Genomic DNA, 21,174 nt, shown 5'->3' on the forward strand with positions numbered 1-21,174 from the left:
GTCCGCGGGGCGCGGGGCGCCCAGGGTGCGCAGGGTACGGCGGCCGGGGGCGTCCCGCTCGTCCGGAGGCGGGCCGTCCGGGGCCCGCTTATGGTGATCCAGGGCGCCGGCCCCGGTCTCGGCGGCCGCCGCCCCTGGAGGCGATCGATGCTGGCCAAGCTGTGCACACGGCTCGCCGTGCGGCGCTGCGCGGGCGCCTCGGTCCTCGCCCTGGCGCTGCTGGGAGCGGGACTGCCCGCGGCTGCCGCCGAACGGCCGCAGCCCGACCTGTCCCGGTTCTACCGGCAGAAGGTGGCGTGGAGGGCCTGTGAGGGCCCGGACATGCCGAAGGACCTCCAGTGCGCCGAGGTCACCGTCCCGCTCGACTACGCGAGGCCGCGCGCCGGCACGCTGGACGTGGCACTGGCCCGCTACCGCGCCACCGGCAGGTCGCGGGGCTCGCTGCTGCTGAACTTCGGCGGTCCCGGCGGCGCGGGCATCCCCCAGCTCGCCTCGGAGGGCCGGCAGTTCATGGACCTGACCAACGGCTACGACGTGGTCACCTTCGACCCGCGCGGCGTCGGACGGTCCTCCCCGGTCAGCTGCGGCGAGGGCGGCGAGGGGGCGTCCGGGGCGACGGGTGAGGACATCGACCTGGGCCGCCCGCAGGCGCTGCTGCGGCAGGTGCGGCAGGTTGCCGACCGGTGCGCGCGCCACTCCGGCCCGGTGCTGCCCCACATCGGCACCGTGAACGCCTCCCGCGACCTGGACGTGATCCGCCAGGCGCTCGGCGACGACAAGCTCAACTACCTCGGTTTCTCGTACGGCACCCGGCTGGGCGCGGTGTACGCGGCGCAGTTCCCGGGGAAGGTCGGCCGGGTCGCCCTCGACGGTGTGGACACGCTCACCGAGCCGCTGTCCGAGCAGGGCGCGGCGGGCGCCGAGGGACAGCAGACCGCACTGGACGGCTTCCTGGACTGGTGTACGACGGATGTCGGCTGTCCGTTCGGCCAGGACCGGCGCGCCGCCGGGGACGAGGTGGTCCGGCTGGTGCGCTCGCTCGACGAGAACCCGGTGCCGACGGACTTCGGGGGCGCCTTCTCCGGCCAGGACCTGGTGGGCGCCATCGGGCAGGCCCTGTACAGCAAGGAGATGTGGCCCTCGCTGGAGCGTGCGCTGGCCTCGCTGGTCGAGGACGGCGACACCCGGCGGGTGCTGGCCTTCGCCACGGGCGGCATCGGAGTGCTCCGCGACGGGCTCCGCGGGGACGGCGGGCTGACCGACGCCGAGGACGTCCCGCCGGACAATCTGCCCGCCGCGCTGATGGCGATCAACTGCGCGGACGACCCCGACCGGCCCTCCGCGGCGCGGATCGCCGAGGACCTGAAGGACCTGCGGGCCGCGTACGACAAGGCCTCGCCCGTCTTCGGCCGCTACCGGCTCACCCAGTTGCTGATGTGCTACGGCCGGCCCCGGGGCACGACGTTCATCCGGGACCGGGTGAAGGACGTGCACTCGGCGAAGATGCTGCTGGTGGGGACGCGCGGTGACCCGGCGACGCCGTACCGGTGGACCGTGGAGACCGCCCGGCGGCTCGGCCCGTCGGCCGTGGTGCTCGACAACAAGGGCGAGGGGCACACCGGCTACTCCTCCTCCACGTGCGTGCACCGCAAGGTCGACGACTTCCTGCTGTACGGTTCGCTGCCCGCGAGCGGCAGTTCGTGCCCGGCGGACGAGGCGCGCGGGAGCGGCGCCCGGACCGCCCGCTGAGGGCCGGCCGCGCGGCCGTGCAGGCGGCCGGGGCCGCGCGATCGGGTGACGGGCGCGGCTCCGGGCAACCTGCCGGCCGTCCCGTTCGTCACACTGGGCAGGGCGTGCTCCGGCCGCCGTATCCCGTTCCGGGCAGCTCCGAGGGGACACCGTCATGCGCATCCGCACCGCCGTCGCCGTACCCGCCGCATCCGCCGTCGCGGCCCTGCTGCTGACCGCACCGCAGAGCGAGGCGGCCGCGGGCCGGGACCGGCCCGCCCGCTGCGCCCCGGAGGTCCTCGCCTACCGGGCGAGAGCCGTGCCCGGCCACCCCACCGTGCTGCGGGCCGGCGTGACCAACCGCGGCTCCCGCGCCTGCCTCGTGGACCGCGTGCCCACGGTCACGTTCGGGGACCTGGACGGGGCCGCGCTGCCGGTGCCGGAGGGCCCCACCGGCGGGTACCGGCTCGCACCGGGCGGCACCGCCCACGCCGACGTGCGCACCATCGCCGACCCGGCGGACCCCGAGGCCCGCCGGGTGGACACGGTGACCGTGGCGGCGTCGGCCGCGCACTGGGGCCGCTCCTTCACCGCCGCCCGGCTCGGCGCCGGGCGGCAGGTCCTCGTCTGGGAGCCGGTGACGACGTGGTGGCAGCGGTCCGCGGCGGCCGCCGACCGGGCCATCGGGCTCAGCTGAGCTCCAGGTCGGGGCTGTAGAGGTCCAGCCACCCCGCGAAGTCCAGCGTGCGTTCCAGACCGCGCCGGGCCGCCTGGGTGCTGACCGGTTCGTCCCGCTCGGCGGCCTGCCGGACCCGGTCCCGGTCCACCAGGTCGAAGACCGGGTGGGAGGGCCGGGCGAGCAGTTCCTTGGCCTGCTCCTGCAGCGCGCGGGCGTACTGCGGGTCCTGCGTGGACGGGTACGGGCTCTTGACCCGCTCGTAGACCGAGCGCGGCAGGACGTCCGCGGCCGCCTCCCGCAGCAGGCTCTTCTCCCGGCCGTCGAAGGACTTCAGCGCCCACGGGGCGTTGTAGACGTACTCGACGAGCCGGTGGTCGCAGAAGGGAACCCGGACCTCCAGGCCGACGGCCATGCTCATCCGGTCCTTGCGGTCGAGCAGGATGCGCACGAAGCGGGTGAGGTGCAGGTGGCTGATCTGCCGCATCCGGTACTCGAAGTCGCTCTCGCCGTCCAGCCGGTCGATGCCGGCCACGGCGGTGCGGTAGCCGTCGGCGACGTAGCTGCGGAGGTCGAGGGACTTGGCCAGGTCGGCGCGCAGCACGTCGCTGTCCTCGCCGAAGTGGCGGCCCATGGTCGCCAGCCACGGGAAGGTGTCGGCGCGGCGCGCCTCCTCGTCGAAGAACTGCAGGTAGCCGCCGAACACTTCGTCCGCGGACTCACCGGACAGGGCGACCGTGGACTTCTCGCGGACGGCCCGGAACAGCAGCAGCAGCGAGGCGTCCATGTCGCCGAGGCCGGCCGGCAGGTCGCGGGCCCTGATCACCTGCTCGCGCACGGCCGGGTCGGCGAGGGACTGGGCGTCGAGCACGATGTCCTGGTGCTCGGTGTCGGCCAGCCGGGCCACGTCGTGCACGAAGGGCGTGTCGGGGGTGCCGCGCAGTTCGTCGGCGACGAAGTGGTCGGCCAGGCCGGCGAAGTCGACGGCGAAGCTGCGCACCTTCTCGCCGTGCGCGGCGAGCTGCCGGGCGGCGATCGCGGTCATGGCCGAGGAGTCGAGGCCGCCGGAGAGCAGCGTGCAGCGCGGCACGTCGGCGACCAGCTGGCGGCGCACGATGTCGTCGAGGAGCGAGCGCACGGTGGCGACGGTGGTGTCACGGTCGTCGGGGTGCGGGCGGGTCTCCAGCCGCCAGTACACGCGGGTGGACAGGCCGGAGCGGTCGACGGTGACGACGGTCCCGGGCTCCACCTCGCGCATCCCGTCCCAGACGGCGTGGCCCGGCGTCTTGACCGGGACGAACAGCTCGCGCAGACCGTCCAGGGTGACGCGGGGCCGGACGAGCGGGTTGGCGAGGATCGCCTTGGGCTCGGAGCCGAACAGGACGCCGTCGGCGGTGGGGTGGTAGTAGAACGGCTTGATGCCCATGCGGTCGCGGATCATCACCAGCTTGTCGTGCCGGCCGTCCCAGACGGCGAACGCGTACATGCCGTTGAGCCGTTCGGCGACCGCGTCGCCCCACTCCAGGTAGCCGTGCAGGACGACCTCGGTGTCGGAGTCGGTGGTGAAGCGGTGGCCGCGGCCCTCGAGTTCGCGGCGCAGCTCGGTGAAGTTGTACGCCTCCCCCGAGTAGACGAGGGCCACGGTTCCCCGCGGGGTCGGCAGGGACATCGGCTGGCGCCCGCCGGGCAGGTCGATGATGGCGAGCCGGCGGTGTCCCAGGGCGGCGGGGCCCTCGGTCCAGGTGCCGCGGTCGTCCGGGCCCCGGCAGGCCATCGTCTCGGTCATCGCATGCAAGGTGGTGGCCTCCGCGGTCAGGTCACGGTCGAAGGAGACCCACCCGGTGATGCCGCACATGCGTTACCTCCTGCCTCGGCTCCCCGTCCGCCCCGCCCACCTGCGCTTCTCCGCGAGGGCGTGGACGGCCGGGAAACCAGTTGTATCGAGCACCTATGTGATGAGCGTCCGTCAGGCGCTCGGCCCGGTCAACGCGGTCGCGCCCCGCCGCGGCCGGACACCCCATTGTTTCGGCCGTGTTTTGCCTCGGTGAAAAGCGCGGACAGGCGTGTCGCCGGGACGGGGGCGAAAGGAACCGGCCACAGGTAAAGACTTGCTCAAACCGCCTGCGCGCCGCGGTGTCGCCGCGGGAACCCGCCGATCGCCCCGGCGGTGGCACGGCCCTCGCCGGGGCACGGCAGGGCGCGGTCACCGGCCGGCGTGCCGTCCCGGCGCGGGTTCCGCGTGCGGGACGCCGGGGGCGCGGCGGACGGTCGGCGCAGCCCCGTCCGGGGCCCCGGTCACCCCGAATGCCGTACGGGGCAATGGGTCATATCGTGCTGTCATGGAGCACGCGCTGAGTCCCGCGACCCTCACCGAACTGCGGCGTCCGCGCCCTTATCCGGCGGTCTCCGTGCTGACCCCGACCCACCGCCGGGAACGGGGCGGCGGCCAGGATGCGGTGCGGCTGCGCAATGTCGTGACCGAGGCGCGCAAGCGCCTGGAGTCCGACCCCGCCGTGACCCGCGAGCGGCGCGCCGACGTCGTGGCGCAGCTCGACCGCGCGCTGGCGGAGGTGGACCTCACCCGCGCCGAGGACGGTCTGGTGATCTTCGCCGCGCCGGGCGAGCACCAGGTGTGGTCCCTGGCCCGTCCCGTGCCCGAGCGGGTGGTGCTGTCGGACACCTTCCTCACCCGCAACCTGGTGGCAGCGCAGTCCGCCGAGCGGCGCTTCTGGGTGCTGTCCGTCGCCGCGGACCGCGTCACCCTGTGGAGCGGCGGCCCGGACCGGGTCGTCGAGGACCGCTCCCGCGGCTTTCCGCTGCACCGCGGCCGGGAGAACTTCGACGCCGAGCGGCAGGGCCGGGTCGGCGACGCGCGCGCGTTCCGGGACGAGGGCACGCGCCGCTTCCTGCGCGAGGCCGACAGCGCGCTGGGCGCGGTGCTGCGCGAGCGGCCCCGCCCGCTCTACGTGCTCGGCGAGCAGGCGGCGCTCGCGCTGCTGGACGAGGTCGGCGGCGCCGCCGCGGGCGCCGTGCGGGTGCGGCACGGCGGGCTGGCGCACGCCGGGCCCGAGGCCGTGTGGCAGGCTCTCCGCCCGGTGCTGGAGGCGGCGGCGGAGGAGGAGGCCGCCTCCGTGGTCCGCGAACTGACGTCGGCGCGCGGCCACCGGACGTTCGCGGCGGGCCTGGACGAGCTGTGGCGCAGCGCGCGGGAGGGCCGGGTACGGCTGCTGGCGGTGGAGGAGAACCACCGGGCGGCCGTCCGCGACGTCGGCGGCCATCTGGTGCCGGCCGAGTCCGGGGACCTGGACGTCCGCGAGGACATCGTGGACGAGATCGTCGAGCAGTGCCTGGAGACCGGCGCCGAGGTCCGTTTCGTGCCCGACGGCACCCTGGGCGACGCGGACCGGATCGCGGGAGTGCTGCGGTACTGACCCGGCGCGCCTGCGGCACGGGCTGCGCCCACCGCGTCGGCGTACGCTGTCGCCGTGGTCGCCGGAGGGCGCCGACGGCAGGGAGGCGCACATGGGTGAGCTGCTGGGCGTGGCGGTACTGGGGGCCGGGCACATGGGGGCGGACCACATACGACGTCTCGACCGGGTGGTCAGCGGAGCGAGGGTCGCGGCCGTGGCCGATCCGGACGCCGACCGGGCCGGGGAAGCGGCCGCGGGCCTCGCCGGAGTCACCGTGCACACCGATCCGCCGGCCGCTCTGGACGCGCCCGGCGTGCACGCGGTTCTGATCGCCTCCCCCGGCCCCGCGCACGAGGAGGCGCTGCTCGCCGCCTTCGCCCGTGGGCTGCCGGTGCTGTGCGAGAAGCCCATGGTGCCGGACCCCACAGGCGCGTTGCGGGTCGTGGAGGCCGAGGCGCGGACCGGCCGCCGGCTGGCGCAGATCGGCTTCATGCGCCGCTACGACACCGAGTACCGCCGGCTGAAGGCGCTGCTGGACGCGGGCGGCCTGGGCCGGCCCCTGATGCTGCACTGCACCCATCGCAACGTCTCCTCCCCCGCCGGATTCACCAGCGCCATGCTGATCGACAGCTCGGTCTCGCACGAGATCGACGCGGCACGCTGGCTGCTCGGGCAGGAACTGACGGCGGTCACCGTGCTGCGGCCGGCGCCGTCCGCGGGCGCGCCCGCGGGGCTGGCCGACCCGCAGTTCGTGCTGTTCGAGACCGAGCGGGGCGCGCTGGTGGACGTCGAGGTCTTCGTCAACTGCGGTTTCGGCTACCAGGTGCGCTGCGAGGCCGTGTGCGAGGCGGGCAGCGCCCGGATCGGCGAGGGGCACACCATGGTGGTCACCGCCCGGGGCAGCGCCCGGGAGGAGGTGCCGCAGGACTATCTCGTCCGGTTCGCCGACGCCTACGACCGCGAGGTGCAGGCCTGGGTCGACGCGGCCCGGCGCGGGCAGGTCACCGGGCCCGACGTGTGGGACGGCTACGCGGCCTCCGTCGTCGCCGAGGCGGGGGTCAGGGCGCTGGGGACCGGCGCCCGGGTGACCGTCGACCTCCCTCCGCGCCCGCGCCTGTACGCGGCGCCGCCGCGATAGCCGCCGCCCGCCCGGAGCGGCGTCGCGGGCACGGGGGGAGGGCGGCTGCGGACGCCTGGACAGCACTCAGTCCCCCCGGATCGGCAGCTGCGCTGCACGGGGTGCCACGCGGCCGGTTCCGGGTGCTACGTTCCCGTCCATGAGCTCCAGCACCGCGGCGCCGGCCGCGAAGCCGCCGATGCGGGACGCCCTGGTGGAGGCGGCGTTCCGGCTCTTCCTCCGGCACGGGTACGAACGGACCACCGTGGACGACATCGTGGCGCTGGCCGGGGTCGGCCGGCGGTCCTTCTTCCGGTACTTCCCCACCAAGGAGGACGTGGTCTTCCCCGACCACGAGCGCTGCCTCGCCGACATGACCGCCTTCCTCGCGGCCGGCGGCCCGGAGCACGATCCGGTGCGGCGGGTGTGCGACGCGGCCCGGCTCGTGCTGCGGATGTACGCCGAGAACCCCGCCTTCTCCGTGCAGCGCTACCGCCTGACCCGGCAGGTTCCGGGCCTGCGCGCCTACGAGTTGTCGGTGGTGTGGCGCTACGAGCGCGCGCTCGCCGAGTATCTGCGCGGCCGGTTCGCCGGACGGCCGGACGGGACGCTGCGCGCCGACGTGATCGCGACCGCGGTGGTCGCCGCCCACAACAACGCCCTGCGGTCCTGGCTGCGGTCGGGCGGCACGGGCGACCCGGGCGCCGCGGTGGACCACGCGCTCGGGTACGTGCAGGAGACGTTCGGCCGGCCGGCGGGCGCCCCGGCGGCGCCGGTCTGGGCGGGGCCGGTGCGGGACGGTGAGCCGGCAGGGCGGTCCGGGCCGGACGACGTGGTGGTGCTGGTGTCCCGCCGGGACGCGCCGCTGTGGCGGATGGTGCAGGAGCTGGAGACGGCGCTCGGGCGCGCCTGACGCGTGCGGCTGCCGCCGACGTGTGGTACGGAGTGTCTTTACGAGTGACACTCAGTGCCATACCCTGTCGGCGTGCGCGGCGGCACGGCACTCGCGCACACGCGTGCACGGCCCGCCCCGGCACGCGGGATTCCGGCCCAGCGCAGGGAGTTGACCAGCGTGTTCCACCACTCAGCAAGCACCTCGCAACCGGCGGCCGGTTCCGCGGCGGGTGTTCTCGATCCCGCCTCCGCGGACTCCCAGGACGCCCTCCTCTTCCAGCGCTGCACCTGGTGCGGCACCGCGACCTACCACCGGCTGCTGTGTCCGGTGTGCCAGGGCAGCGAGCTGCGCACGGAGCGCAGCGAGGGCGTCGGCACGGTGCGGCACTCGACCGTGGTGCACCGCAACACGCCCGCCGCGCGCAATGTGTCGCTGATCGAGATGGCCGAGGGGTTCGTCGTACGGGGCCGGGTCATGGGCCCGCCGGTCGGGATCCACAGCGGGGACCGGGTCCGGCTGACCACCGCCGAGGACCCGGTGCGCGGTGAGCCCGTCTTCCAGCTCGTGGACGAGCCGTACCGGGCCTGGACCTGACGCCCCGACACCGCGACGCCGCGGCGCACGACCCCGGGTCCTTCGCCTCGCAGTCCCCGTCCCGCAGCCCGGTCGCGGGGGGCCCTACTCGGCGAGGGTCACCCGGATCCCGACCGTGCCGTCCTTTCCGCGCCGCAGCCGGCTGCCCAGCAGGGTGAGACGGCCGAGGAGGCCGTACTTGCGGGCGATGAGGGCGCGATAGCGGTCGGTGGTGACCGGGTCGGTGATCTCGGCGGTGGCCGGCTGCTGGTCGCCGGTGGGGTTGCCGCGCACGTCGCAGGGTCCGACGAGGACGCCGGGGCGCTGCCGGATCCGCTTGACCTTCCAGCTGTCGGCGGCCGTCCACACGCCGAGGGCGCCGCCGTCCCGGACCACCCACACCGGGGTGGCGACCGGGGTGCCGTTCTTGCGGTAGCTGGTGACCAGCAGGTACTTGCCGGAGCCGAGCCGGTCGAGCCGCGTGTCGTCCATGCCCGGCAGTCTAGAAGCCCGCGCGCCGCCCGGGGAGGGCCGCAGACCCGGGACCGGCGCCGAGCATCACGTCCGGGACGAGCGCGGCGCGCTCGACGGCGACCCCGTCCCAGCTCCACCGCTCGGCGGCGAGCGCGTCGGTGACGGCGCGGACGACGGGTTCCGCGAGCGGGACGTCCATCTCGGCCACCCACAGCGGCAGCACGTCCTCGGGGCAGGTGCGCCACTTCATGCCCGTACGGCGTCGCAGCCGCTCCAGGCCGAGCGCGCGCAGCGGATCCGGTTCGCCGGGCGCGCCGTGCGGGATGCTGGTCATGGGGCTCAAGACAGGGGGTCGTGGCGTGAGCGGAGACGGGGCCGACGGGACGGGCGGGCGGCACGGGGCGGCGGCGGGCCGCTTGCCGGAGATCGCCTGCGACGAGTCCGGTTCGGACGGGGAGAACCTGGTCGGCGGGAACACCGACGTGTTCGCGCACGCCAGTGTGGCGCTGCCGGTCGACGTGGCCGCGGAGTGCGTCGCGGAGATCCGGCGGCGGATCCGCTCGCCCGCCGAGGAGTACAAGGCGAACCATCTGCTGCGGGAGAAGCACCGGGCGGTGCTGGAGTGGCTGCTGGCGCCGGGCGGGCCGATCCACGGGCGGGCCCGGGTGCTTCTGACGGAGAAGGCGTTCCTCCTGGTGGACCGGACCGTGGGACTGCTGCTCGGGGACCCGGCGGACGCCGTCCCGCTGTTCCGGCAGGGGCCGGACGCGTTCGGGGAGGAGGGGTGGCGGGAGTTCCTGGCGGCCGCCAACGGGCTGCTGCGCGTCCGCCACGGCGCAGACCCCGCGCCGAGCGGCGAGCCGTTCTTCCGGACCGTGGACGCCCTGGTGCGGGCGCACCCGGAGGCGGAGGCGGCGTCGGTCCTGCGGCGCCTCGCGGCGGGCCGGGCGCACGCGGATGCCTACCTCGCCCGGACGCGGTCCGTGCCTGCGCTGTTCCCGGTGCTCAACCCGCTGTTCCCGGCGATCCGGCTGACGGCGGCCCACTGGAGCGCCGGCGGCCGGACGGTCGTGCTGGTGCACGACCGGCAGAACGCGCTGACGCCGGGGCGGATCGCCCGGCTCGTGCAGGCCGCGCGGCGGGACGGGATCGGGCTCGGCGGGCTGCGGCTGGTCGATTCCCGGGACGACGCCCGGGTGCAGATCGCCGACTTCCTGGCCGGCATCGCCCGCAGGATCGCGTCCGACGAGCTGGCCGGCCGCGGGGACGCGGACCTCACCGCATGCCTGCGGCCGTACGTGGCCGCGGGGTCGGTGTGGGGCGACGAGCGCAGCTGGTCCCGGCTGGCTCCGGCGGCGAACGGCCCGGGGCGCGCGACGGAGATCAACTCGGGCGTCTAGATTGCGTCTTGAACGGTGTAACTCCCGCCCGGCATCCCACAGGAGCTGACCCACGTGACCGACAACCCGGCAGCCACCAACGACGTGGCCGCGTCGCTGCGCGCCCGTATCAACACCGGCCAGCCGCACACCGCCCGGATCTGGAACTACTGGCTCGGCGGCAAGGACAACTACGAGGTCGACCGGGCGGCCGGCGACCAGATCCGCCGACTGCACCCGGGCATCGGGGAGTACGCGCGGGCCGACCGGCTGTTCCTCGGCCGTGCCGTACGGCACCTGGTCGCCGAGGAGGGCATCCGGCAGTTCCTGGACATCGGCACCGGGCTGCCCACCGCCGACAACACCCATGAGGTCGCGCAGCGCCTCGCGCCGGAGTCGAGGATCGTGTACGTCGACAACGACCCGCTCGTCCTGGCGCACGCGCGTGCCCTGCTGACGAGCACGCCCGAGGGCCGTACCGACTACCTGGACGAGGACCTGCGCAACGTCGACGCCGTTCTCGAACACGCCGAGAGGACGCTGGACTTCAGCAAGCCGGTGGCGCTGATGCTGCTCGGCGTGGTCATCTTCATCGGCGACGACGAGGACCCGTACGGTCTGGTGCGGCAGTTGACCGACCGGCTGCCGTCGGGCAGCCACCTGGTGCTGTCGCACACCGTCACCAGCCCGACGATGCCGGACGTGGACGAGGCGGTGAAGTTCTGGAACGAGCACGGCACCCCGAAGCTGACCCAGCGCACCCCCGAGCAGGTCGCCCGGTTCTTCGACGGTCTGGAGCTGCTGGAGCCGGGGGTGGTGTCCTGCTCGCGCTGGCGGCCGGAGGGCGGCGGGCCGGAGCCGGAGGAGGTCGCCATGTTCGGCGGGGTCGCCCGCAAGCGCTGACCGCGCACGGTGTTCACCGCCGGCGGTGAACGCCCCGGCCCCGGGACCCGTATGGAGGAGCGGGCCCTCGACCACGCGAGGGCTCCGCGCCGCCGAGAGGGCGGCGCGCGTTCGGGTTCGGCCAGGGGAGCCATGCATGCGGCACGCACGACGACGGGTCGTCCGGCGAGTGACACGGCTGGCGGCGGTCGGCGGTCTCCTCCTGGGAGGGGCGATGGTCGCCGAGGCGGCCATGGCGAGCGAGCCACCGCCCGCCTCCGCACGTCCGCTCGGCTCGGCCGGGGACACCGGCACCGCCCTGGTGGCGCGGCTCGGCACCGCGCGCACGGCGGGCAACTGGGTCGGCGCCGACGGGCGTCCGGTCGTGGCGGTGACCGACGACGCGGCGGCGCGGGCGGTCAGGAGGGCCGGGGCCGAGGCGAAGGTCGTCTCCCACAGCATGGACGAGCTGAAGTCAGCCACGGCGACGCTGCGTTCGGCCCCGCGGGTGCCGGGCACGGCGTGGGCGGTGGACTACCGCGGCAACCGGGTCGTGGTGAAGGGGGACCGCACCGTGTCCGCCGGGGACTGGTCGCGGCTGACCCGGGTCGCCGCGCGGATCGGCGGTTTCGTGCAGATGGAACGCACCGAGGGCGCCTTCACCACCCGGCTGAACGGCGCCCAGCCGATCCTGTCGGCCGGCGGTCGCTGCTCGGCCGGCTTCAACGTCACCGACGGACGGTCCGACTTCATCCTCACGGCCGGCCACTGCGGGCCCGCCGGAGCCGTCTGGTTCGCCGACGGCCAGGGCGACCGGCAGCTCGGCGCGACCGTGAACAGCGCTTTCCCCGGCAGTGACTTCTCCCTCGTCCAGTACGCCTCCGGCAAGGCCGGCCCGGGCGCCGACGTGGTCGCGACCGGCGGGGGCAAGGGGGTGCGGATCACGGGGGCGGCCGATCCGGCGGTGGGGCAGCGGGTGTTCCGCAGCGGCAGCACCAGCGGTCTGCGCGACGGCCGGGTCACCGCGCTGAACGCGACGGTCAACTATCCGGAGGGCACGGTCACCGGACTCGTCGAGACCGACGTCTGCGCCGAACCGGGCGACAGCGGCGGCCCGTTGTTCTCCGAGGGCATCGCGCTCGGCATCACGTCGGGCGGCAACGGCGACTGCAGGACGGGAGGGACGACGTTCTTCCAGCCGGTGACCAAGGCGATGTCGGCGCTCGGGGTGCGGCTGATCGTGTCGGCGCAGAACGCGGGCGGCGCGGGGGGCGACCGGAGCGGGGCGCCCTCTCCGGCGCCGGCGGGCTCCGCGGGCCAGGGCGGGATGACCCCCAGCGCCGCCTCGCCGGGCTCCTCGGCGCCGGTCACCGGCGCGCCGGAGGGCAGGACCCTGCTGTCGCGGCTGACGGACACCCGGAACATCGGGCCCGGTCTGCTGGTGATCGCGGGCAGTCTGATCGCGCTGGTCGCCACCCGGTACATCCGGACCGAGCAGGACCGCAGGGCGTACCAGCGGTACTACTCGGCGACGTGGGGGTGAGCGGGGCGGCGAAGCGGCGACAGGCCCCGGCTCGGCGCCGGGGCCGGAGGTCCCACGAGAAGGACTCCCGTGCGCGACGGGCGCCCTGGGCGGCGCGGTGCGCGGGCGGTCCGGTGTCAGGCCGCCCGGTGCGACTGCGGGGCCGCGGCGGCCCACTCCATCACGAGGCGCTGGTACTCCGCGCGCTGCTCGGTGGTCAGTGTCCCGCCCGACCGGCGCCACAGGGCCCGGATCTCCTCGTTGACCTCCGCGGCCGATCGCTCGGTGACGGCTTCAACAGTGGTGGACATGCTGTGAAGCATATGCCGGTCGACGTGAAGGCGCTGTGAGTAAATACCCCCCGATACGGACATTTCGGACCGTGTTGCTCATCACGTCGGTGCGGTGGCCGGAGGCTGCCGCGGGACGGGGCCCGGCCGCCGGTCCCGGCCGCCGGGAGGGCTCTCGGGGGGCGCCGGGACCGGCCGCTGATCAGGTGCCCGGCTTGCGGCCGTACACGTAGACGTCGTCGCCCTTCTTCAGCAGCGACCAGTACTTCTGCGCGTCCTTCGTGGTCATGTTGACGCAGCCGTGCGAGCCCGGCGGGTTCCACATGCTCAGGCCCACCGAGTGGAACGCCTGGCCGCCGTCGAAGAACTGGCTGTAGGGCATGGGCACGTTGTAGAGGGTCGAGACGTGGTCGATGTCACGCCAGTAGACCTTCTTCAGACCGGTGCGGGTCTCGTAGCCGTCGCGTCCGGTGCGCACCGGCACCGGGCCGTAGACCAGCCGGCTGCCGTCCTGGATCCAGCTGAGCTGCAGCGTGAGGTTCACGCAGGCGATGCGGCCCTTGTTCACCGGGCACTTGCCGTCCTTGTTCGGCTTGTTCCCGACGGCCTTCTGCTTGTTCATCAGGTCCATCACACCCCAGGTGACCGGCCCGGCGTAGCCGATGGCGGGGGTGATGCCGTGCTTGTTCTGGAAGGCCTGCACGGCCTTGCAGTCGGCGGCCGACTGCTTGCCGTCGACCGGCCGGCCCAGGAACTTCTCCACCTGCTTCTGGTACGGCCCGGTCTGCGTGGTGCAGCTCGCGGCCTGCGCCGGCGCCGCGGTGAAGGCCAGCGCGAGCGGCGCCACCAGTCCCGTGACCCCCGCTGCGACGACCCCTCGTCTGTGTGTGACGCCCATCATGACCTCTTCCCCTGTTCCCCTGGTGCGCCCAGGGCCTCCCCCGGTGCTCCCCATCGCGGTTCCCGCGCCTGCGGACTACTAGACCCGGCCCGGCCGCCGATGGTTGTGGTTCCGGTCATGCTGTGACGAAACGGTGAACTCGTCACCGCGGGCCGGGCCGCTCAGAGTTGCCCGGAGGGCGGGTTCCGCGGGGCGCGCGGGCGTTCGAGGGCCGCGCGGAAGCCGGTGTTGACGGCGGTGAGGCCGCCGTCGACCACCAGCGTCGTGCCGGTGATCCAGGCGGCGTCGCGCGAGGCGAGGAAGGCGACCGCGGCGGCGATGTCCTGCGGCTCGCCGATCCGGCCGAGCGGGTACAGGGGGCGGACGGCCTCGAGTTCCGCCTCGCGGCCCTCCCACGCCGAGGTGCGGACCGTGCCCGGCGCCACGAGGTTGACCCGTACCCCGCGGGCCGCCGCGTGCCCGGCGAGGGTGCGGGTGAGGGAGCCGAGACCGGCCTTGGCGGCGCTGTAGGCGTGGTTGCCGAAGTCCTGCAGGCCGTTGACGGAGCCGATGCTCACGATCGCCCCGCGTCCGGAGGCGGCCAGGTGCGGCAGCGCGGCACGGCAGCAGCGGTAGGCCCCGGTGAGGGTGACGTCGAGGTCGCGGGCCCACGCCTCGTCGGGGTCGTCCTCGAAGAGCGGGACGTCCGGGCTGCAGCAGGCGGCGCTGTTGACCAGCACGTCGAGGGAGCCGAAGACGGCGACGGCGCGGGCGACGGCCGCCTCGACGGCGTCGCGGTCGGCCACGTCGCAGGCGAACGCCTCGGCGGCCAGGCCCCGGCGGCGCATGTCGGACGCGGTCCGCTCGGCCTCCGGCAGGTCCCGGTCGGTGACCAGGACGCGGCCGCCCTCCTCGGCGAGCCGCCGGGCCACCGCGGCGCCGATGCCGCGGCCGGCGCCCGTGACGAGTACTCCGTGTCCTGCGAAGCGAGTGGGATCGGTCATGGGCCGACCGTACGGCCGGCGGCGGTGGCCGCAGGCCGTTTCGGCGATCCTCACCGGTATCCGGTGACATCGGCCGGTCTGCCCGCGTTCTGCACCTCCACCAGGTACCGCCAGGCGTCCGGCCGGCTGCCGTCCAGGTCCGTGAAGCCGTACACCCGGGCGAGGCCGCCGCTGGAGAGCGACTGCCCGTTGAACCGGGCCACGTCGGGGTCGGCGGCGAGCGCGGCGACGGCCCGGCCGGTGAAGCGCGGGGTCTCGGAGATCGCGAAGTGCGGTTCCCGCTCCAGGGCGTCCCGCCAGTTGTCCTCTCGGACGCCGTACGCGTCGAGCATGATCTCGGAGCGCATCCAGCCGGGGGTGAGCGCGACGGCGGTGGCGCCGCGCGGCCCGAGTTCGTGGCCGAGGGCGAAGGCCATGCGCAGCACGGACGCCTTGGCGAGGTCGTAGAACAGGTTCACGCGGTAGGTGTCGCGGTTGTGGTCGGCGGTGCCGTCGGTGACCTCCACGACGAGGCCGCCCGGGCGCCGCAGCAGGAGCGGCAGGGCGTAGTGGCTGGTGACGGCGTGGGTCTCGACGCCGAGCCGGAGGAGCCGGAGGCCGTTGTCGAGGTCGTGCTCCCACACCGGGGTGTCCCACTCGAAGAGCTTCTCGCCGCCCCAGACGTCGTTGACGAGGACGTCCAGCCGCCCCTGCTCGTCCGCGATGCGGGCCACCAGGTCCCGTACCGCGGACCTGTCCAGGTGGTCGGCCGCCACGGCGACGCCCCGACCGCCCGCGGCGGTGACGAGGTCGGCGGTGTCCTCGATGGTCTCGGGGCGGTCGTACTCCGAGCGGCGGGCGCGGGTGCTGCGGCCGGTGACGTAGACGGTGGCGCCGGCCGCGCCCAGTTCCACGGCGATGCCGCGGCCGGCTCCCCGGGTGGCCCCCGCCACCAGTGCGACCCTGCCCTCGAGCGGTCCTGACATGTCCGGCCTCCTGTGCGGTGGTACTGCTGCCGCCCCCACTCTCACCGGGAAACCGGACAACTCCTGTCGGCTTTCATCCGCGCAGTCGCTCGTCGAGCTCCGCTTCGTCCGCGAGGAACCACAGCTGGTCGCCCCGGTTGCACTCGCGGACGAAGTCCCGCAGGGCGGTGCTCCGCGCGACCTGCGCGGAGACGTCGCCGAGGACGGCGAGGCGCAGCCGGTAGACGGCGAACTTCTGGACGACGGCGCCCGCGACGCCGGACCGCAGCCGGAAGAAGTCGCCGGCGATCCGCTCCACGGGCACGGCGACCAGCCCGGCGTCCTGCCCGAGCGCGTCGCCGATCAGGTCGAGCGCCGCGCTCTCGCCGTCGAGGAGCGGGCCGTCGGGGGCGCAGCGCAGGACGCGCACGCCGTGGCGGATGTCGATCGTCTGTGCGGTCATGCGCGTGATCCTAGGTCCGCCACGGCGTCGCCCGCCTGCGGTTTCCGGCTCCCGTCAGTGCCCGCGCGCGATCCACTCCTCCAGGTGGGGCGCCTCCGCGCCGATGGTCGTGGCGTCTCCGTGGCCGGTGAGGACCTGCGTGTGAGGCGGGAGGCCGAGGAGCCGGTCACGGATCGAGGCGATGATCGTCGGGAAGTGGGAGTAGGAGCGTCCGGTCGCGCCCGGGCCGCCCTGGAAGAGGGTGTCGCCGGTGAACACGACGCCGAGGCCGGGGTCGTACAGGCAGACGGCTCCCGGCGCGTGTCCGGGGGTGTGCAGGACGGTGAGGTCGGCGCCGGCGGCCTCGATGACCTGCCCGTCGCGCAGGTGCCGGTCGGGGTCCCGGCCGGGGTGGGTGAGCCGCCACAGCGGCAGGTCGTCGGGGTGCAGCCAGATGTGGGCGCCGGTGCGGTCGGCCAGTTCCGTCGCCGCGTTGATGTGGTCGTTGTGGGCGTGGGTGCAGACGATCGCGGCGAGGCGGCGGTCGCCGACGGCACGGGCGACGGCGGCGGCGTCGTGGGCGGCGTCGATCACGATCACCTCGTGGTCGTCGCCGACGAGCCACACGTTGTTGTCGACGTCCCAGGTGCCGCCGTCCAGGGTGAACTGCCCGGAGGTGACGAGGCGTTCGATGCGGGCGGCCATCACAGCACCACCACCGAGCGCAGCACGTCGCCGTGGTGCATCCGCTCGAACGCCTGCTCCACCTCGTCCAGCCGTACGGTCTCGGTGACGAACGCGTCGAGCGGCAGGCGGCCCTGGAGGTGCAGGTCGACGAGCATGGGGAAGTCACGGGAGGGCAGGCAGTCGCCGTACCAGGAGGACTTGAGGGCGCCGCCGCGGCCGAAGACGTCGAGCAGCGGCAGTTCGAGCTTCATCTCCGGGGTCGGGACGCCGACGAGGACGACGGTGCCGGCGAGATCGCGGGCGTAGAAGGCCTGCCGGTAGGTCTCGGGGCGGCCGACGGCCTCGATGACGACGTCGGCGCCGAAGCCGCCGGTCAGCTCGCGGACGGCGTCGACCGGGTCGGCCTGCCGGGAGTTGACCGTGTGGGTGGCGCCCAGCGTGCGCGCCTTCTCCAGTTTGCGGTCGTCGATGTCCACGGCGATGATCTTCGCCGCCCCGGCCAGGCGCGACCCGGCGACGGCCGCGCCGCCGACACCGCCGCAGCCGATCACGGCGACCGAGTCGCCCCGGCCGACCCCTCCGGTGTTGAGGGCGGCGCCGATGCCGGCCATCACCCCGCAGCCCAGCAGCCCCGCGACCGCCGGGGAGACGGCCGGGTCCACCTTGGTGCACTGGCCGGCCGCCACCAGCGTCTTCTCGGCGAACGCCCCGATGCCCAGGGCCGGGGAGAGTTCCTGCCCGGTGGCGGCGAGCGTCATCCTCTGCCGTGCGTTGTGGGTGCCGAAGCAGTACCAGGGCCGCCCGCGCAGACACGCCCGGCACTGTCCGCACACCGCGCGCCAGTTGAGGACGACGAAGTCGCCGGGGGCGACGTCGGTGACGCCCTCGCCGACCGACTCCACCGTGCCGGAGGCCTCGTGGCCGAGCAGGAAGGGGAAGTCGTCCGAGATACCGCCCTGCTTGTAGTGCAGATCGGTGTGGCAGACGCCGCAGGCCTGCACGCGTACGACTGCCTCGCCCGGCCCCGGGTCCGGGACCACGATCGTCTCGACCCGTACGGGCTCGTCCTTCCCCGGTGCGATCACGCCGCGTACTTCCTGCGCCATGTCCTGGCCCCTTCCCTCGTGTGCCTTCGCTGCCGACCCTACGCGCGCCCGATCGGCAGCGGGGCGGGCCACGGCGATGACCGGTGGATCTTTCCGGCGCGCTCCGCACGGCGGCGGCAGCGGCAGCGGGGGACGCGCTGCAGGGAGGCGTGCGCGGGGTTCCGCGCCGCTCGGGGAAGGGGGGAGGCGGTGCCGCCGCGGGGCGGGTACGCCGGCCCGGTCCGGGCGCCGCGTCCGAGGGCCGCGGGGCCGGGCGGGGCGCGAGGGCCGTCCCGGGCGGGACGGCCCTCGCGTCCCGCGCCGGGTCAGCCGATGCCGGACACCGGACCGCGCACCGGGGCGGCGGGGGCCAGGACCTGCCCCACCTGGCCCAGGTCGCGCAGGTGCTCCAGCTCCTGCAGCTGCTCGCTGACCCGCGGGACCTGGTCCCGCTGCGGTTCCGGGATGCCGGTGACGGCGAGCGAGTCGAGCACGGTCAGGGCGCCGGTCTCCCCAGTGAGCGGTGCGGCGGACCCGGCCGCGTTCGCCGCGGGGGCGGCGAGGCCGGCGACCCCGGCGGCCAGCGCGAGGGCGGAGGCGATGCGTCGTGTTGAGATCATGCCTTCAGCAACGGGTGCGGAACCCGGCCGGACACGGGCGGCGGCCCGCACTCACCCGTGAGGTGGAGCGGCGGCCGCGCTTGCCGCGGCCTCCGGGGCGGAGGAGTCTCGGAGGTGGGGCCCGAGCGGCCCGCTCCCGTCGGGCCGCGGACGCCCGAAGGAGGTCACCATGGGCACCGAGACAGGCTCCGCCTTCGACACCGAGGCGTTGCGCCGGGCCATCGAGGGCGACACCGGCGACACCCTGCTGTCGATGTACACGGACGACGCGGAGATCCGCATCGTCGACCGCGACAGCCAGCCCAGCCACCCCACGGTCCTGCACGGCCGGGCCAGGATCGCCGAGCTGCTGGACGACATCTACAGCCGCGACATGACGCACCGGATGGAGCAGTGCGTGGTCCAGGGCGATCACGCCGCCTACAGCGAGTCCTGCGAGTACCCGGACGGCACGCGCGTCCTGGCCGAGTCGATGGTCACCCTGCGGGACGGCAAGATCGCCGACCAGCTCGTCGTCCAGGCCTGGGACGAGTAGGGCCGGCCGGGTACGGCGGGCCACCGGAAAGGAGGTCGCACGGGTCCGGGCCGCCGCCCGACCGGCCTGGGCCCTCTCCCCGCCGCTCCGCCCCGGGCCGCCCGGCGGCCCGCGGCGCCCGGCGCGCCGCGACGCGTCCGGGGCGCGCCCGGCCGGGGTCAGCGCAGCCAGGCGCTGTACTGCATGACGTCGCCGGCCCGCACGCCGTACCGGGGTTCGTCCCGGGTGAACGTGGTCTCCAGGCCGAGGACGGTCCCGGTGCGCGGATCGAGGATCAGCATCCGGCGGGCGCCGCCGGGTGCCTCGTACACGTACGCCTGCCCGGGCCGTCCGAGCCGGTCGGTGACCTGCCCGGCGGGCCGTATTCCCCGGGCGTCCGCGAGGACCCACACCAGGGCCGCCGTCTCGCGGGCGCCGAGAGTCCAGTGGCCCAGCAACTCCTCCACGGCGAGGAGCAGTTCGCCGGTGTCCAGGGTGCCGGCGCGCACCGTTTCGGCCAGGTAGGCACGCAGGGCGGGCGCGGTGTGCGGCGGGGGCGCCTCGGGCGGGGCGTCGCTCCAGCTCGGCGGGTAGGTCCGGCGGCTGAGCACGTGGCCGTCCTCGACCGGGCGCGGTTCGCCGCCCGCGTCGGTGACGACGGGGCGGCCGGGACGGCGCGGGTCGGTCGCGACGACCACCTCGGTGCGGCTGCCGTCCGCCCGCCAGCGCACCACGCGTTCCTGGGGCAGCGTCACGGGCGGCTCGCCGTCGCTCATGCCGAGGCTCCACGACTGCACGTGCGTGCCCTTGCGCAGGCGCGGGGTGCCGCCGGCGGCGGCCGCCGCGGCCAGCCGGGCCATCTCGTCCAGCGGTACGGCGGTGGAGTGGGCGCGGACGGCCAGCGGCCGGGGCGCGGCGACGGCGGGCTGGGTGTCCGGCCCGCCGAGCAGGGCGGCCAGCACGGTCGCCAGGACGAGGCCGGTGGCGGTCAGGGCCCACAGCGGCCGGGGCCGGGGGGCGGGACGGAACCGGACACGGGAGGCGACCGCGGACAGCCGGCGGACCGCGGCGGGCCACCGGGCACGGGAGGCGGGGCGGGGTGCGGGGGGCCGGCTGAGGAGCCGCTCCAGACGGCGCTCGGCGCGGTGGTCCAGCGGGCCGTCGCCGAAGCGCGGGCCGTCGCCCGGCACCGGGTTGGCGCGGCGCAGCAGTTCGAGTTCGTCAGGCATGGCGGGGGTCCTTGCGTGGGGTGGCGTCGACCGGGGGCACGGGCCGCGGGGCCGGGGCCCGCAGGCGGTCGATCTCGGCCCGCAGCCGGCGGCGGGCCCGGTGCAGGCGCATCGCCGCCGCACGCCGGCCGCAGCCGAGGGCGACCGCGATCTGCTCGGCGTCCAGCTCCTCCCAGGCGGCGAGACGCAGCACCTCCCGGTCGGCCGGGGAGAGCCGGTCCAGGGCCTCGTGCACCCAGCCGCCCGGCGTCTCCGCGCCGGGGCCGGCCGCGATGTGCCGGCCGTGCGCGGCCTCGTCGTTGCCGAGCCGGTCCACCAGCCGGCGCCGGCGCCCGTAGCCGCGTACCGCGTTGGCCAGGCAGTTGCGGGCCACCCCGTACAGCCAGGGCAGCGGGGTGGCCGGCAGGTCGCCGCGGCGCCGCCAGGCGACCGCGAACACCTCCGCCACCACTTCCTCGACCTCGTCGGGCCGCCCCTGCAGCCGCCTCGCGACGTAGCGGCTGACCGCCCAGTAGTGCTCGCGATAGGCAGCGGCGAAGGCATCGTCGTTGCTCATGCTCCGTTGGTGTCCGGCACCCCCCGGCTCGTCACACCCTTCCCGCGTGATGCTCCTCGCACGGTCCGAGTGTGACGTGCGGCCCGGGCGCGGACACAGCCGGGGCGTGAACAGGATCCAAGACACCAGGGCCGTGCAGTGGCTCACCAGCACCGACCACAAGACGATCGGAACGCTGTATCTGGCGACGTCGTTCGCGTTCTTCCTGATCGGTGGCGTGATGGCGCTGCTCATGCGCGCCGAGCTGGCCCGGCCGGGTCTGCAGGT

22 protein-coding genes and 1 pseudogene are annotated in these 21,174 nt (G+C 75.0%); 10 read left to right on the forward strand and 13 right to left on the reverse strand.

Annotation, left to right across the window (positions count from 1 at the left end; all coding sequences use genetic code 11):
* Window positions 1-147 precede the first annotated feature (147 nt).
* Window positions 148-1,749, forward strand: a complete 1,602-nt coding sequence (locus ABZ261_RS18350; protein WP_356860310.1) for an alpha/beta hydrolase — start codon at window positions 148-150, stop codon at window positions 1,747-1,749.
* Between the two features lie 154 nt (window positions 1,750-1,903).
* Complete coding sequence (locus tag ABZ261_RS18355; protein ID WP_356860312.1) at window positions 1,904-2,425, forward strand: DUF4232 domain-containing protein; 522 nt, start codon at window positions 1,904-1,906, stop codon at window positions 2,423-2,425.
* Here the strand turns inward: ABZ261_RS18355 and asnB are convergent.
* Complete coding sequence (gene asnB / locus ABZ261_RS18360) at window positions 2,418-4,259, reverse strand: asparagine synthase (glutamine-hydrolyzing) (RefSeq protein WP_356860314.1); 1,842 nt, start codon at window positions 4,257-4,259, stop codon at window positions 2,418-2,420. The two genes, ABZ261_RS18355 and asnB, sit on opposite strands and share 8 nt — an antisense overlap.
* A gap of 484 nt (window positions 4,260-4,743) precedes the next feature.
* Between asnB and ABZ261_RS18365 the strand changes: the two genes are divergently transcribed.
* The 4 genes from ABZ261_RS18365 to ABZ261_RS18380 all read left to right on the forward strand — a co-directional run bounded on the left by ABZ261_RS18365 (window position 4,744) and on the right by ABZ261_RS18380 (window position 8,420).
* Window positions 4,744-5,835, forward strand: coding sequence for a chemotaxis protein (locus ABZ261_RS18365; RefSeq protein WP_356860316.1), 1,092 nt, complete (start codon window positions 4,744-4,746; stop codon window positions 5,833-5,835).
* 91 nt (window positions 5,836-5,926) lie between these two features.
* A complete protein-coding gene (locus tag ABZ261_RS18370; protein ID WP_356860318.1) occupies window positions 5,927-6,952 on the forward strand; it encodes a Gfo/Idh/MocA family oxidoreductase in 1,026 nt (341 codons plus the stop codon).
* Window positions 6,953-7,091: 139 nt separating this feature from the next.
* A complete protein-coding gene (locus ABZ261_RS18375; protein WP_356860320.1) occupies window positions 7,092-7,844 on the forward strand; it encodes a TetR family transcriptional regulator in 753 nt (250 codons plus the stop codon).
* Between the two features lie 159 nt (window positions 7,845-8,003).
* On the forward strand, window positions 8,004-8,420 hold the full coding sequence (locus ABZ261_RS18380) for a zinc ribbon domain-containing protein (RefSeq protein ID WP_356860322.1): 417 nt from the start codon (window positions 8,004-8,006) through the stop codon (window positions 8,418-8,420).
* An 84-nt stretch (window positions 8,421-8,504) separates the two neighbouring features.
* Here ABZ261_RS18380 and ABZ261_RS18385 read toward each other — a convergent pair whose 3' ends face one another.
* Window positions 8,505-8,891, reverse strand: a complete 387-nt coding sequence (locus ABZ261_RS18385; protein ID WP_356860324.1) for a PPOX class F420-dependent oxidoreductase — start codon at window positions 8,889-8,891, stop codon at window positions 8,505-8,507.
* 58 nt (window positions 8,892-8,949) lie between these two features.
* Window positions 8,950-9,207: pseudogene (locus ABZ261_RS18390) on the reverse strand (pyridoxal phosphate-dependent aminotransferase); the annotation flags it as partial.
* A gap of 25 nt (window positions 9,208-9,232) precedes the next feature.
* On the opposite strand from ABZ261_RS18390, the gene ABZ261_RS18395 reads away from it, so the two are divergent.
* From ABZ261_RS18395 to ABZ261_RS18405, 3 genes are all read left to right on the forward strand, one after another.
* On the forward strand, window positions 9,233-10,273 hold the full coding sequence (locus tag ABZ261_RS18395; protein WP_356860326.1) for a hypothetical protein: 1,041 nt from the start codon (window positions 9,233-9,235) through the stop codon (window positions 10,271-10,273).
* Between the two features lie 54 nt (window positions 10,274-10,327).
* Window positions 10,328-11,155 (forward strand): SAM-dependent methyltransferase, encoded by an 828-nt coding sequence (locus ABZ261_RS18400; protein ID WP_356860328.1) that lies wholly within the window; start codon window positions 10,328-10,330, stop codon window positions 11,153-11,155.
* A gap of 136 nt (window positions 11,156-11,291) precedes the next feature.
* The gene (locus tag ABZ261_RS18405; protein WP_356860330.1) at window positions 11,292-12,677 is read left to right on the forward strand and encodes a S1 family peptidase; all 1,386 of its coding nucleotides are present in this window, start codon (window positions 11,292-11,294) and stop codon (window positions 12,675-12,677) included.
* A gap of 116 nt (window positions 12,678-12,793) precedes the next feature.
* Here ABZ261_RS18405 and ABZ261_RS18410 read toward each other — a convergent pair whose 3' ends face one another.
* The 8 genes from ABZ261_RS18410 to ABZ261_RS18445 all read right to left on the reverse strand — a co-directional run bounded on the left by ABZ261_RS18410 (window position 12,794) and on the right by ABZ261_RS18445 (window position 18,608).
* On the reverse strand, window positions 12,794-12,979 hold the full coding sequence (locus ABZ261_RS18410; RefSeq protein ID WP_356860332.1) for a hypothetical protein: 186 nt from the start codon (window positions 12,977-12,979) through the stop codon (window positions 12,794-12,796).
* Between the two features lie 169 nt (window positions 12,980-13,148).
* Complete coding sequence (locus ABZ261_RS18415; RefSeq protein WP_356860354.1) at window positions 13,149-13,844, reverse strand: L,D-transpeptidase; 696 nt, start codon at window positions 13,842-13,844, stop codon at window positions 13,149-13,151.
* A gap of 164 nt (window positions 13,845-14,008) precedes the next feature.
* Window positions 14,009-14,830 carry an SDR family NAD(P)-dependent oxidoreductase gene (locus tag ABZ261_RS18420; RefSeq protein ID WP_356860334.1) on the reverse strand — a complete coding sequence of 274 codons (822 nt, stop codon included), beginning with the start codon at window positions 14,828-14,830 and terminating at the stop codon, window positions 14,009-14,011.
* A 50-nt stretch (window positions 14,831-14,880) separates the two neighbouring features.
* A complete protein-coding gene (locus ABZ261_RS18425) occupies window positions 14,881-15,795 on the reverse strand; it encodes an SDR family oxidoreductase (RefSeq protein WP_356860336.1) in 915 nt (304 codons plus the stop codon).
* Between the two features lie 73 nt (window positions 15,796-15,868).
* Window positions 15,869-16,237: a DUF4180 domain-containing protein gene (locus tag ABZ261_RS18430; RefSeq protein WP_356860338.1), complete on the reverse strand. Its 369-nt coding sequence runs from the start codon at window positions 16,235-16,237 to the stop codon at window positions 15,869-15,871.
* A gap of 54 nt (window positions 16,238-16,291) precedes the next feature.
* Window positions 16,292-16,921: an MBL fold metallo-hydrolase gene (locus tag ABZ261_RS18435; RefSeq protein ID WP_356860340.1), complete on the reverse strand. Its 630-nt coding sequence runs from the start codon at window positions 16,919-16,921 to the stop codon at window positions 16,292-16,294.
* Complete coding sequence (locus tag ABZ261_RS18440) at window positions 16,921-18,009, reverse strand: S-(hydroxymethyl)mycothiol dehydrogenase (protein ID WP_356860342.1); 1,089 nt, start codon at window positions 18,007-18,009, stop codon at window positions 16,921-16,923. The genes ABZ261_RS18435 and ABZ261_RS18440 overlap by 1 nt, the downstream gene beginning before the upstream one ends.
* A 305-nt stretch (window positions 18,010-18,314) precedes the next feature.
* The gene (locus ABZ261_RS18445) at window positions 18,315-18,608 is read right to left on the reverse strand and encodes a hypothetical protein (RefSeq protein WP_356860344.1); all 294 of its coding nucleotides are present in this window, start codon (window positions 18,606-18,608) and stop codon (window positions 18,315-18,317) included.
* Window positions 18,609-18,777: 169 nt separating this feature from the next.
* Between ABZ261_RS18445 and ABZ261_RS18450 the strand changes: the two genes are divergently transcribed.
* Window positions 18,778-19,143, forward strand: coding sequence for a nuclear transport factor 2 family protein (locus tag ABZ261_RS18450; RefSeq protein WP_356860346.1), 366 nt, complete (start codon window positions 18,778-18,780; stop codon window positions 19,141-19,143).
* 158 nt (window positions 19,144-19,301) lie between these two features.
* On the opposite strand, the gene ABZ261_RS18455 is transcribed toward ABZ261_RS18450, so the two are convergent.
* Together ABZ261_RS18455 and ABZ261_RS18460 are read right to left on the reverse strand one after the other, a co-directional pair.
* Window positions 19,302-20,351, reverse strand: a complete 1,050-nt coding sequence (locus ABZ261_RS18455) for a CU044_5270 family protein (protein WP_356860348.1) — start codon at window positions 20,349-20,351, stop codon at window positions 19,302-19,304.
* Window positions 20,344-20,907 carry a sigma-70 family RNA polymerase sigma factor gene (locus ABZ261_RS18460; RefSeq protein ID WP_356860350.1) on the reverse strand — a complete coding sequence of 188 codons (564 nt, stop codon included), beginning with the start codon at window positions 20,905-20,907 and terminating at the stop codon, window positions 20,344-20,346. Before ABZ261_RS18460 ends, ABZ261_RS18455 begins: the two co-directional genes overlap by 8 nt.
* Window positions 20,908-21,174: the final 267 nt, after the last annotated feature.

The sequence above is a fragment of the Streptomyces sp. NPDC006193 genome (assembly GCF_040613915.1).
Lineage (GTDB): Bacteria > Actinomycetota > Actinomycetes > Streptomycetales > Streptomycetaceae > Streptomyces.